Source organism: Flavobacterium pygoscelis (assembly GCF_023162025.1).
GTDB classification, from domain to species: Bacteria; Bacteroidota; Bacteroidia; order Flavobacteriales; family Flavobacteriaceae; genus Flavobacterium; species Flavobacterium pygoscelis.
Map to the genome: position 1 here is coordinate 23,163 of NZ_JALNUB010000004.1, position 12,715 is coordinate 35,877.

The window sequence follows — 12,715 nt, forward strand, 5'->3', positions numbered from 1 at the left end:
AATTGATAATAAAATCTTTTTTTTAAAGCTTGAATTACATCGGCCTCTTATTTGTTTAATTATTAATTTTGATAAACTTCATTAAATTTTTCCTTTTTAACCATTGCTCTTTTGGCTACATCATAATAATGTTCAAACGTAACGTGATTTGTTAATTCTGGAGTATTTTCTAGCTCATAAGCCTTTTTAAAACCTTTTAACTTTACCTTAATATTCTCGTCTACTGCTCTCGTTGCTTTGAACTCCTTTATTAAATCTAGAATATCATGAGAAATATACACTGTATCCTTAGCATTGATAATCACATTAGAATTTTCAGGTATTTCACTCAAAGTCAATTTAATCGCCGCTTTATTCAAGAAAGACACCTCTTGAGCTAAATCGATATGAATAATATCACCGTCAACATATTGCTCTTTTTTGAAACTATATGCTCTTTTTAGATTTCCTCTTAGGATAAAAATAACGCTGATGATAATCCCCAATAACACTCCTTTAAGTAAATCTGTGACCACAACTGCAACCAAAGTGGCAATAAAAGGAACAAACTGATACTTCCCTTTTTCCCAAAAATGTATAAAAGTTGCTGGTTTCGCTAGTTTATATCCAACTAAAATAAGAATTGTTGCCAAAGTTGCCAATGGTATTTTGTTCAAAATAGCAGGGATAACCAATACACTTAGCAGTAGTAATACACCATGAATAATGGCTGACATTTTAGATTTAGCACCAGCATTATTATTAGCAGATGATCGAACAACAACTGATGTCATAGGTAATCCTCCTAAGAGAGAGCTCACAATATTACCAATACCTTGCGCTTTTAGCTCAATATTAGTATCAGTATACCTTTTTTGAGCATCCATTCTGTCGGAGGCTTCAATACACAATAATGTTTCGATTGAGGCAACTATGGCAATCGTTAAACCAACTATCCATACTTGAGGATTTGTAATTCCAGCAAAATTAGGAGTTACAATGATAGCCTTAAACTCTTCAAAAGATTGAGGAATAGGCAAACTAACTAAATGTTCTTTGGAAATTGCTAATGAACTTCCTGTTTGTATAAATAATTCATTTAAAATAATTCCTATTATTACCGCGACCAAAGCACCTGGCACTAGTTTCAATTTTTTCAAAAAAGAAAATTTATCCCATGAAATTAAGATAACCAAAGAGGCTAATGTAATGACAACTGCTCCCAATTGAATATGGTTAAAGACTTCAAATAATGCAGAAAATGAGTTAATCCCATCGTTCTGCGCAAAAGAATTATTCCCTTCAAAATCAGCATCATAACCAAAAGCATGAGGAATTTGCTTCAAAATAATTATTACTCCAATACCTGCAAGCATTCCCTCAATTACATTCGTTGGAAAATAATTAGAAATGCTTCCCGCTTTCAGAAAACCTAGCGCTAATTGCAATAATCCTGCTATAAAAATCGCCGTTAGGAAAACATCGAAAGCTCCTAAATCGGTTATTGCTGTTAAAATAATTGCTGTTAAACCAGCTGCAGGTCCACTAACACTAATATGAGACTGACTTAAATAACCCACTACGACACCACCTATAATTCCAGAGATAATTCCAGAGAATAATGGTGCGCCTGAGGCCATTGCAATCCCTAAACATAAAGGAAGTGCAACTAAAAAAACGACCAATCCTGATGCAAAATCAGATTTTAAATTGGCCAAAAGATTGACTTTTTTTGACATAATATTACATTAAATTGTAAGTTAATATGCTACATATCACAAAGAATGTAGTAATTTAATTTTAATCGAAATATTATGCTTTATTAGGCGGGGGAGAAAAAATAGATGCCGAAACATTATCATGTTTAGATAAGTTTTCAGATAGTATTAAACTAGAGTTGTTGATTTTTTCATCGTTAAAACCGATGTAAGAAGAATTATTTATATAAACTATGCTTTTAATTTCTTTATGAGTGTGATGCTCCTCTTCAGACATATTAAAAAACATAGATATATCACAAGACTTTTCTATCACTGTTACAATTGCAGGAGTAGATAAAAACGCAATAAATAAGAATAAAAAAAGACTTGCTATTATTTTCATTAAGGCAAAAATAGTTAATAAGGAAGAATAAATTTTATAACTATTAAAAATTTTAAATAAATTTAACATCCACAAAAAAAGCAGAACACTAACTGATTAGTATTCTGCTTTGTTATAAAAACTTAATAAATATTATAAACTTTCTTCTAACCAAGCTTGCATCATCCAAATTGTTTTTTCTTGTTCAGCAATAAAATCACTCATCATTGAGTTGGTTCCTTCGTCATTAATTTCGGCAGATTTATTAAGAATTTCTCTTTCAATTTTTAATAAATGGGATAAAGAATTCACAATCAAATGAACTGCTTTTTCGTCAACAGAAATATTTTTACCAACAACTAAAGTATTGTTTTTAATGTAATCTTCAAACGTATGAAGAGGGGTTCCTCCTATTGTCAAAACTCTTTCGGCAATCAAATCAATTTTTAATTGCGAATCTGTATATAATTCTTCAAACTTTACATGTAGATCAAAAAATCGTTTTCCTTTAATATTCCAATGAATTCCTCTTAAATTTTGATAATATACTTGAAAATTTGATAAGAGCGTATTTAGATCATTAATAATCAACTCAGATTCCTTAACTGGTAGTCCTAAAATGTTAGTTTTCATTGTTCAATTTTTATTAATTAGGTTGTTTTGTAAATTTAGTCAAACATTAAAGAAAAACACCATAATAAAAAGTTATTGTTTTACTAAATTTGCATTAGAAAAAAGTATACCATGACAATCACACAATTAAAATATGTTCTTGCAGTTGCTGAGCACAAAAATTTCACGCTAGCTGCTGAAAAATGTTTTGTGACGCAACCCACTTTGAGTATGCAAATTCAAAAAATAGAAGAAGAATTGAGCATTCAAATTTTTGATCGAACCAAAAAACCAATCAAACTTACTGATATTGGTCTCAAAATAGTAAATCAAGCCAAAAATATTGTCAATGAAGCGGATCGCATTCAAGACATCGTAGAACAGCAAAAAGGTTTTATTGGAGGAGAGTTTAGATTAGGAATCATTCCTACTATAATGCCCACTTTACTTCCTATGTTTCTGAATAATTTCATAAAAAAATATCCAAAAGTAAAACTGATTATTGAAGAGTTAAACACAGATGAAATCATTACAAAACTCAACAACGGTCATCTAGATGCTGCCATTGCTGCTACTCCTTTGATGGAAGAGAAAATCAAAGAAATTGTACTGTATTTTGAGCCCTTTGTAGCATACATACCAGAAAGCCATCATCATTTTCAGAAAGAAGAAATAGAAATCTCTGACTTAAACTTAGATGAAATTCTATTATTACAAGACGGACATTGTTTTAGAGATGGAATTTTAAATTTATGCAAAAATTCTCCTCGTAGCGATAAAGGTCATTTTCAGTTAGAAAGTGGGAGTTTTGAAACGCTTATTAAATTAGCCGATGAAGGATTAGGGACAACATTGTTGCCTTATTTGCATACACTTGATCTAAAAGAGAGTGACAAGTTAAAACTGCGTCATTTTAAAGAGCCAAAACCTGCTAGAGAAGTTAGCTTGATTTTTCCAAAAAACGAGTTGAAAATTCAGATTATTGAAGCCCTCCGAAGCACTATAGCTGGAGTTATTAAAGGGGCTATTGTTTATCAAAATGTACAAATTATAAGTTCAATACATAAGAAATAAAAAAAGGAACCCAATTGGGTTCCTTTTTTTTATGAATTTACTATGAGTAAGCATTGTTTTAATTCTGGTTTCTCCATGGTGAAATTTTCTAACCATTCTCTCAATTGTTCCATTTCATAAGGTAACAACATTTTGATTGCTTTTTCTAGTTCCTTACAAAAAAGGCTAGCATCAAAACTTACTCTTTCTAAAACTGATTTCGTATAATCATACATAATTTTCGACATAATTTAAGGCAGATTTGGTTATATTCAAATTCTAAATCAATGTAAAAATACATCCTTTTTAGTTACTGCATCATAATTTAACGAAGTTTTTGGTTTTTATTTTTTTAAATTATAATTGACTGATTTTTAAGTAATTAATTTTTCAATTTTATAATTTACTTGCTCTAAACATTTCTCTTTTTCCTGGTGGCCCTGCAAGTTTTTCAACTGTAAATCCAACTTCAATCATACTTCTTTTGACCACTCCTCTAGCAGCATAAGTGACTAAAACACCTTTTGGCTTGAGAGCTTGGTACATTTTTCTAAAAATTTCTGTGCTCCATAATTCCGGTTGAACTCTATATCCAAAAGCATCAAAATAAATTAAGTCGAATTTGTTTTCATCAATAATTTCTTCAAAAAACTGTTTCCTTTTAGTTAGTGAAAAGTTTTCCTTCAATAAGATTTTTTCTTCCCAGTTACTTTCATGTATCTTTTCAAAAATTACACTCTCTGCTTGCGCTCCTAACTCAGCAACATAATTCATATGCTTTACTTCTTCTGCCGAAATTGGATAAGCCTCAACACCTACATAATCAATCTTTTGTTCCATTTTTTGAGATTCCAAAACAGTAATGAATGTATTTAACCCAGTACCAAATCCAATTTCCATAATAGCCACTTCTCTATTTTTAAATAAAGAAAGTCCGTTTTTAATAAAAACATGTTGAGCTTCCTGAATCGCTCCATGTTTAGAATGATAACATTCATCCCAATCTGTAAGTTGTATGGTTGTAGAACCATCGAGTGTTTGTATTATTTCTCTTTTCAAAATTATATTTTAAAGTTAGGTTACTAAATATTTACCTGTTGTCAAATTTAATAAAACTAAAACTCTCCCTTCCTAAAAAGGTATTATTTATTATAAAATCAATAGAATAGCTATTCTTTTTATCAAATTTTATAACTGATTTGTAATAGATAGTTAAAAGCTATAAATAATAATGTTTAGATAAGAGTTCTGCTTATTTTTTATCTAATTTTGCAGTTATTAAAATACAGCTTATTAAGCATTCTATATTTAAAAAAATGCTTACAACATTAAAATTAAAAACAATACAATATTATGAGTACTACTCAAACTAACAAAATTGAAATTTTAAAATCTGCTACTTCAAAAATAAACGAAGTAGATTTTGGAAACTTAAGCTTTGGTTCAGTTTTTACGGACCATTTATTTGAATGTGATTTTAAAAATGGGGAATGGCAAAAACCAGTCATTAAGCCTTATGCGCCTTTTTTGTTAGACCCATCAAGTAGGGTTTTTCATTATGGTCAAGCGATTTTTGAAGGAATGAAAGCCTATAAAGATGCAAATGATGATGTTTGGCTTTTTAGACCTGATGAAAATTACAATCGTTTTAACAAATCAGCTTTGAGAATGGCTATGCCTGAAGTTCCTGAAGAAATATTCATGAACGGACTAAATCAATTATTGCAATTGGACGAAGCTTGGATAAAAAAAGGAAAAGGGAATGCAATGTATATTCGTCCTTTTATGATTGCAACAGGTACAGGTGTAATTGCTAACCCATCTCATGATTATAAATTTATGATCATTTTATCTCCTGTGACTTCTTACTATTCTGGTGATGTAAAAGTTCTTATTGCAGAACACTTTAGTAGAGCTGCAAATGGTGGAATTGGAGCTGCAAAAGCAGCTGGTAATTATGCAGCACAATTTTATCCTACCAACCTAGCTAATCAAGCAGGATTTCAACAGGTTATCTGGACAGATGACGCTACACATACAAAACTAGAGGAAGCAGGCACAATGAATGTATTCTTTAGAATAAATGATACTTTATTTACTGCTCCAGTAAGTGAGCGTATTTTAGACGGTGTAACCAGAAAAACACTTATTGAATTGGCTAAAAGTGAAAATATAGCGGTAGAAATTCGTCCAGTTTTAGTTTCTGAACTTGTAGAGGCTGCAAAAAACGGTAGTTTAAAAGAAATTTTTGGTGCAGGAACAGCAGCAGTTGTTAGCCCAATATCAGGATTTTCATATCAAGATGTATATTATGACTTGCCTAAAATTGAAAAGTCAGTAGCTATTCAATTGAAAGATAAATTAACTAATATTCAAAATAAATTAGAAGAGGATACTTTTGGATGGACTGTTAAGATCTAAAAAAGTAGAATACCAAATATAAAAAGGCGATAACGTAATGATTATCGCCTTTTTTATTTATGAAAAATTTATTGCAGTTTCTATTTAATGTAAAATTACAGCTTCTAAATTACTATTTTAAAATAGAAGAAAAATCAGGTTTAAAATATCTTGGCCCTTTCATTACTTTTCCATCTTCTCGGTAAATAGGATTTCCGTTTTCATCTAACTTACTCATATTACTGCGTTGAATTTCATCAAAAACAGCCTCTATTTTATGTTGTAATCCATGTTCTAAGATTGTACCGCACAAAATATATAACATGTCACCAAGAGCATCAGCAATTTCGGTTAAATCGTTATTTTGTACTGCTTCGAGATATTCTTCATTCTCTTCTTTCATTAAATTATAGCGAAGTTCATGCGTATTTGATCCCAAGTCGGCAGTAGGCATTTCATTAAAATTTAATTTAAAAGTTGTATGAAATTCTTTTACGGCATTTATTTGTTTTTGCATCTATTACTATTTATAAAATGAAAAGACAAATTAGTAAACTATTATTAAACTAATCCCTAAATTTGTAAAAAAATATTTTTAATTATGTTTAGTAAGGATCAATTAATATTTGCAGGTCTTTTTTTTATTGTATTTGTCATTGCAATAACATTTGCTTATCGAAAAGATATAGGACTACATAGGATATTTTATAAAGGAAGCTATAAAATATTGATCGGATTTATCACTTTTATTGGTATTTTATTTTTAATCAAAATTTTCTTTAAAAGATAAATTTTAATTTCAACCATCTATTGTCTGCCTTTTGGTGGACTTTTTTTATAAAATTTTAAAAGTATTTATTCTTTACATTTCTCTTAAAACTTAATAGATAGCTAAAAACCAAATGTTTGCAAATAAAAACTAGTGATAAATAATTAAAAAAAACATCAGTTAGGAATGCAAAATATTTAAAGACAAAAGGGTGATTTTTATTAAATCATTCAAAAAAATTAAATATTTACCTTAAAGTTTTATTCAGAAAATACCATTATAATTATTTAACAGTTTCTATAACTTGTTAATTAAATTTTTAACTTTACAGAAATTAATAAACCCGTGTATTATGAGGATTTTAAAATATTTGTTTCTTTTACTACTTCTTAGCTTAGTTGCTATATCTATTTTTGTTGCAACTCAAAAAGGGGATTTTACTGTAGAAAGAAGTCAAATTATAAATTCCTCAAAAGCAAACGTGTTTAGCTACGTGAATGATTTAAGAAATTGGGAAGATTTTAGTTCACTATTGATTGAAGATCCCACTATAAAAATCAACTATTCAAACAAAACAATTGGACCTGGCGCTTCATACACTTGGCAAGGCAAAGAGGGCGCTGGTGATTTGAAAACTATTTTTGTAAAAGAAAACGATAGTATTGCACAAAAAATGAACTATGACGGTACTTCATCGTCAGTTTTTTGGAAATTCAAAGATACAATAGGCGGTACTAAGGTAACTTGGAAAACCATTGGTAAAATGAATTTTTATATGAAAGTGAGTACTGCTTTTAATGGCGGAATTTACAGAATTATAGGTAAAACGTACGAAAAGAGTTTGGCCAATTTAGATAAGATTCTTGATTACGAAATAAATACATACAACGTAAAAGTAGATGGTTTATCAAAAGTAGCTACCACTTTCTATTTAAATCAAACTTTTACTAGTAAAATTACTAATGTAACAAAAAATTCAAGAATAGTATTTTATAAGATTATTAAGTTCTGTAATCAAAACAAAATAGATCTAAATGGCAAGCCATTTATTATTTATCATAATTACGATGTCACCAATGACTTAACACGAATTTCTGTTTGTGTACCAATAAAAAATCAAATATTAACGAGTTCTGGAAGCGATATTTTAAGCGGAAAACTCGAAGGATTTGACGCTGTTAAAACAACTATGACAGGAGATTATTCTCATACTAAAAAAGCAATAGAAAAAACTATAGCATACAGTAACACAAATGTTATAGAATTGGATAAATCATTCTCTCACTTAGAAATTTTTAAAACTAGTAGGTCTGAAAATAAAAGTCCATCAAAATGGATTACGGAGATTTACTTTCCTATAAAAATCAAAGTAGTACCAGTAAACACCTATATTCCGGTTAGAAAACCAGAACCTGCAGTTGTAACAGAACCTGCGGTAAATAAGCCAGAGGAACAATCTGAGTTTTAACTTTTTTATCCTTTACATTAAACCTTTTTACTAAATTCTATTCTAACCTAGAAAAAACAATTTTGCAAGAAGAAAAGGAATTTATAGACCAATTATTAAATCTTAAAACGCAAAACCAAGCGTTTGAGAAGTTGATAGTGGATTCGCAAAGGCCTCTCTACAATCATATCAGAAATATCGTTCTCAATCACGATGACGCTGATGATGTTTTGCAGAATACTTTTGTGAAAATTTTTCAAAATTTAAAAAATTTCAAAGGAGAAAGTAAACTCTTCTCTTGGATGTATCGCATTGCTACTAATGAAGCATTAAATTTTTTAAAGCAAAAATCAAAAAGAAATGAAATTCCTTCTGAAGCGGTTCAAAATAAAGCTATAGAAAATCTTGAAGCAGATATTTATTTTGATGGAAATGAAATACAATTAAAATTACAAAAAGCAATAGCGTTATTACCTGAAAAGCAACAGTTGGTTTTTAAAATGAAATATTTTGAAGAACTTAAATATGAAGCTATTTCCGAAATTTTAGGCACATCAGTAGGCGGTTTAAAAGCTTCTTATCACATTGCAGTAAAAAAAATTGAAGCATTTATCAATAGAAATTAAACCTTTTTAAAATAAGAGTGTCTTATAAGCATATGAAAACATTTAAATTAGAAAACGAGACTAAAATCGAATCTGGATTTAAAACACCAGATAATTATTTTGATAATTTCTCCGCTAAAATGATGGAGAGGTTACCTATGAATGAACCTAAAGTGATTTCAATATTTCATAGAAGAAAGAATTTATTTCTCCTGATAGCAGCAATTTTAGTGCTTGCACTTCTAGTTCCAACTTTATATAATTATTCTACTCCGCAAAAATCAAATATGGATGCAGCTGCATTAGAAAATTACATTACCTATCAAACGAATGTAAATCAATATGATTTAATTAATGTATTGGAAACAGAAGATATTAATAACATAAAAATAAGTATGGTTCTTGAAGACAAGGCCATAGAAGATGTGTTATCATTAAATTCAAATTTAGAAAATCTTATTTTAGAATAACCACTAACCGTGATTTAAATTACAATTAAAAAAAATAAAAAAAATGAACATTAGAAAACTATTATCAATTTTACTAGTACTAGTTTCTGTCTCCTTTTATGCTCAAAACGAAAGCATGAAAGAAAAAAAAGAAAAAATAAAAGTTCTAAAAGTTGCTTTTTTCACGACAGAATTAGATTTGACCAACGCTGAAGCTGAAAAATTTTGGCCATTATACAACACTTATGATGACAATCAATTTGAGTTAAGACATCAAAAAATGAGAGCTTTTATGAAAAGAATGAATGATGGTTCTCTTGACAAATTATCGGAAAAAGAAGCGAGTAATTTTTTAAGCCAAATTGAGGACACCGAAGAAGAATTATTTGCACTTCGAAAAAAATTCACTCAAAATGTAAAAGCAGTCCTACCCGCTACAAAAATTATAAAGCTTAGAAAAGCCGAAGAGGATTTCAATAGAAAATTGCTACAACAATATCGCAATAAAAGTATACAAAAATAACCTCTTATTTTTTTTATTAATTCATAAAAAACCTAAAAAGTATAACTATTTTTACTTTTTAGGTTTTTTTATTCAAAGCGCATGCGAACCATTTTATTTTGTCCAGCAGCAATAGCAGTATTTTTATTTATAAAACGTATGGTATTAAAACTCTTATCTGTACTTAATTGACTCCATGAAGTTCCACTATTTGAAGAATAATACACTCCTGAAGTTCCAACCGTTACAAGAGATTTGCCTTTTGTATTAGGCACAAACTGAACACAAGATGCATAACCAAAACCTTCCTTTTCCGCAACAAGATTCCATGATTTACCTCCATTTATAGTAAGTGCTTTGTTAGAAAAATCCTGTTTTAAATCATCATAATTACCACCGGCAACAAATCCGATATTCGAATCATAAAAATCAGCTGTAAATATTCCTGTCATAGCTTTTCCTTGAACAATCGGTGTTTCATAAACCATCCATTTAGCACCGCGATCTGGAGAGTAAAAAACTCTAGATTTTTTGCCACCAGAAACGATCCATGTATCATTTCCTTTTATAACAATATTAGTATTACTTGCTGCAAAAGCGGCTTCCCCTTCTTCTACCTTTGGTAATTTATCACATGGGATTTTTGACCATGATTTTCCACCATCTTTAGTTATAATTATATTCAAACAATTATTTATTGGATCGCCCATAGCAATTCCTTGGTTGTTATCCCAAAACTGCATACTATCAAAAAAAACCTTCTCATGGTTTTCTTGATAAACTAATTTTACAGTAGCGTCATGTTTAGAAATTTGATAGAGTAATGCTGGATTTGAAACGCTTAAAACAAAAACGTGCTTTGCTGTTTGCGCTATACTTCTAAATTCTAGTTTTAAAGAATCTTTGGTGATTAAATTCTCTTTTTTTTGTTTGGTATTCAAATCAAAAAAACCATATCTCCCTTTATCAGCAGCATACCAAATTTTATTTTTGTCAATCTGTATGGCTCTAATACTTATTTTATCTTGAAATAAAGTATCAATCTTTACTGATTTAAAGTGTTCTTGACTTAAAGTATTTGCTTGTTTTATGTTACACGATAAAAAGAAAATCAAGACAAGTAGAAATAGTATAGAATTTTTCATAACTAATAAATTTTGCGACAATTTACAACTATTTGAACAATTACAATCTTACTCTAAATTTTATTGGCATAGTAATTGGATTGTAAAAAAAAAGGAACATTTAATCCCATAAATTATGAAAACGAAATTACTATTATTGAGTCTTTTGACTACTGTTTTCGCAACACAAATTCAAGCGCAAAAAAGAACATCGGTAAACGCTAAGAATTCAGAAATAAGTGATAATCTTGATTTGAGAGCAGTTGCGTCTATTTTTGGAGATTCTAGAGACCTTCAAGATTTTGAAAGACGCCTTAACGATCCTGAGCTTCAAATTTCAAATTTAGATTTAAATAATGATGATGAAGTAGATTACTTAAGAGTTATTGAAACAGTTGAAAACAGAACGCACTTAATTATTATCCAATCTGTACTTGATCAAGATGTTTATCAAGATGTAGCTACTATAGATGTAGAAAAAGATAGAGATAATAAAATTCATGTTCAAGTTGTGGGTGATGTGTTCATGTATGGAGACAATTACATATACGAACCCGTTTATTATACACCTCCAATAATTTACGCCTCATTTTGGTCGACCAATTATCGCCCTTATTATTCTACCTGGAACTGGAATTATTATCCTTCTTATTATTATGCTTGGAATCCTTTTCCAGTGTTTCGATATAGAAATAATATCAATATTAGTATCAATATCAATAATAATTACAATTATGTAAATCACAGAAGAAATGATCGCACCTTGGTTTTCTATAATTCAAGACGATCGAATGGTTATGAGAGACAAAATCCAAATTATTCTTTTTCTAGAAGAAATGTAAATGTTGTAAATCGTTACGAACTTGATCAAAGACGAGGATCTAGAAATGAAGTAAGTTATGCTAGTAGAAGAGGTAATTCATCAAGAGAAAACAGCCTACAAGGAGGTAATTCTTCTAGAGATTATTCTCAAAATAGAACAAGCCGTTCTACAGAAGCAACTCCTCAAAGAGGTAATTCTTCTAGAGATTATTCTCAGAACAGAACTAGCCGTTCTACAGAAGCAAATCCTCAAAGAGGTAATTCATCTAGAGATTATTCTCAGAACAGAACTAGCCCCTCTACAGAAGCAACTCATCAAAGAGGTAATTCTTCAAGAGATTATTCTCAAAACAGAACAACTCCTTCTACAGAAGCAAGTCCTCAAAGAGGTAATTCTTCTAGAGATTATTCTCAGAACAGAACAACTCCTTCTACAGAAGCAAGTCCTCAAAGAGGTAATTCTTCTAGAGATTATTCTCAGAATAGAACTAGCCCTTCTACAGAAGCAAGTCCTCAAAGAGGTAATTCTTCTAGAGATTATTCTCAGAACAGAACTAGCCCTTCTACAGAAGCAACTCCTCAAAGAGGTAATTCTTCTAGAGATTATTCTCAGAACAGAATGAGTCCGGCTCGAGAGTCTACTCCTGAGAGAGCGCAATCACAAAATAGAGGAAGCGGAGCAAGTGAATCAGCACCTCAAAGAGGTGAATCACAAAGAGGTAATTCCTCTCCTAGAAATAATAATAATAGACGAATTTAAATAAACTCTTTTAAAGAAATTAAGACACGGTTTTTAGCCGTGTTTTTTTTATTGTATAAAAAGCTACAATTTACTTTAAAATTGTATTTTTGACAAGTTATTTAAAATCAC

At 29.9% G+C, this 12,715-nt stretch carries 14 protein-coding genes; 7 read left to right on the plus strand and 7 right to left on the minus strand.

Features of this window, described 5'->3' with window-relative positions; translation table 11 throughout:
- Window positions 1–62 precede the first annotated feature (62 nt).
- The 3 genes from MW871_RS06830 to MW871_RS06840 all read right to left on the minus strand — a co-directional run bounded on the left by MW871_RS06830 (window position 63) and on the right by MW871_RS06840 (window position 2,694).
- A complete protein-coding gene (locus MW871_RS06830; protein ID WP_248428040.1) occupies window positions 63–1,718 on the minus strand; it encodes a SulP family inorganic anion transporter in 1,656 nt (551 codons plus the stop codon).
- Window positions 1,719–1,791: 73 nt separating this feature from the next.
- On the minus strand, window positions 1,792–2,082 hold the full coding sequence (locus MW871_RS06835) for a hypothetical protein (RefSeq protein ID WP_210643870.1): 291 nt from the start codon (window positions 2,080–2,082) through the stop codon (window positions 1,792–1,794).
- A gap of 132 nt (window positions 2,083–2,214) precedes the next feature.
- Window positions 2,215–2,694 carry a Dps family protein gene (locus MW871_RS06840; RefSeq protein WP_248428041.1) on the minus strand — a complete coding sequence of 160 codons (480 nt, stop codon included), beginning with the start codon at window positions 2,692–2,694 and terminating at the stop codon, window positions 2,215–2,217.
- Between the two features lie 111 nt (window positions 2,695–2,805).
- On the opposite strand from MW871_RS06840, the gene MW871_RS06845 reads away from it, so the two are divergent.
- Window positions 2,806–3,747 carry a LysR substrate-binding domain-containing protein gene (locus MW871_RS06845; RefSeq protein WP_248428042.1) on the plus strand — a complete coding sequence of 314 codons (942 nt, stop codon included), beginning with the start codon at window positions 2,806–2,808 and terminating at the stop codon, window positions 3,745–3,747.
- A 29-nt stretch (window positions 3,748–3,776) separates the two neighbouring features.
- Here the strand turns inward: MW871_RS06845 and MW871_RS06850 are convergent, their stop codons facing one another.
- Window positions 3,777–3,974, minus strand: a complete 198-nt coding sequence (locus MW871_RS06850; protein ID WP_188049873.1) for a hypothetical protein — start codon at window positions 3,972–3,974, stop codon at window positions 3,777–3,779.
- A gap of 148 nt (window positions 3,975–4,122) precedes the next feature.
- Complete coding sequence (gene mnmC2 / locus MW871_RS06855) at window positions 4,123–4,785, minus strand: tRNA (5-methylaminomethyl-2-thiouridine)(34)-methyltransferase MnmC2 (RefSeq protein ID WP_248428043.1); 663 nt, start codon at window positions 4,783–4,785, stop codon at window positions 4,123–4,125.
- Window positions 4,786–5,079: 294 nt separating this feature from the next.
- On the opposite strand from mnmC2, the gene MW871_RS06860 reads away from it, so the two are divergent.
- The gene (locus MW871_RS06860) at window positions 5,080–6,147 is read left to right on the plus strand and encodes a branched-chain amino acid aminotransferase (protein ID WP_188049871.1); all 1,068 of its coding nucleotides are present in this window, start codon (window positions 5,080–5,082) and stop codon (window positions 6,145–6,147) included.
- Between the two features lie 112 nt (window positions 6,148–6,259).
- Here MW871_RS06860 and MW871_RS06865 read toward each other — a convergent pair whose 3' ends face one another.
- Entirely contained in the window at window positions 6,260–6,643 is a 384-nt protein-coding gene (locus tag MW871_RS06865) for a pyrophosphohydrolase domain-containing protein (protein WP_248428044.1), read from the minus strand.
- A gap of 604 nt (window positions 6,644–7,247) precedes the next feature.
- Between MW871_RS06865 and MW871_RS06875 the strand changes: the two genes are divergently transcribed.
- The 4 genes from MW871_RS06875 (at window position 7,248) to MW871_RS06890 (ending at window position 9,919) form a co-directional block, all read left to right on the plus strand.
- Window positions 7,248–8,363 carry an SRPBCC family protein gene (locus tag MW871_RS06875; protein ID WP_210643878.1) on the plus strand — a complete coding sequence of 372 codons (1,116 nt, stop codon included), beginning with the start codon at window positions 7,248–7,250 and terminating at the stop codon, window positions 8,361–8,363.
- Between the two features lie 62 nt (window positions 8,364–8,425).
- A complete protein-coding gene (locus MW871_RS06880; protein WP_248428046.1) occupies window positions 8,426–8,968 on the plus strand; it encodes an RNA polymerase sigma factor in 543 nt (180 codons plus the stop codon).
- 32 nt (window positions 8,969–9,000) lie between these two features.
- Window positions 9,001–9,417 carry a hypothetical protein gene (locus MW871_RS06885; RefSeq protein ID WP_248428047.1) on the plus strand — a complete coding sequence of 139 codons (417 nt, stop codon included), beginning with the start codon at window positions 9,001–9,003 and terminating at the stop codon, window positions 9,415–9,417.
- A gap of 43 nt (window positions 9,418–9,460) precedes the next feature.
- Window positions 9,461–9,919 carry a sensor of ECF-type sigma factor gene (locus tag MW871_RS06890; RefSeq protein ID WP_248428048.1) on the plus strand — a complete coding sequence of 153 codons (459 nt, stop codon included), beginning with the start codon at window positions 9,461–9,463 and terminating at the stop codon, window positions 9,917–9,919.
- Window positions 9,920–9,987: 68 nt separating this feature from the next.
- On the opposite strand, the gene MW871_RS06895 is transcribed toward MW871_RS06890, so the two are convergent.
- A complete protein-coding gene (locus MW871_RS06895; RefSeq protein ID WP_248428049.1) occupies window positions 9,988–11,043 on the minus strand; it encodes a WD40/YVTN/BNR-like repeat-containing protein in 1,056 nt (351 codons plus the stop codon).
- Between the two features lie 115 nt (window positions 11,044–11,158).
- Here MW871_RS06895 and MW871_RS06900 point away from each other — a divergent pair, with 115 nt between their 5' ends.
- Entirely contained in the window at window positions 11,159–12,604 is a 1,446-nt protein-coding gene (locus MW871_RS06900) for a hypothetical protein (RefSeq protein ID WP_248428050.1), read from the plus strand.
- The last annotated feature ends 111 nt before the right edge of the window (window positions 12,605–12,715 follow it).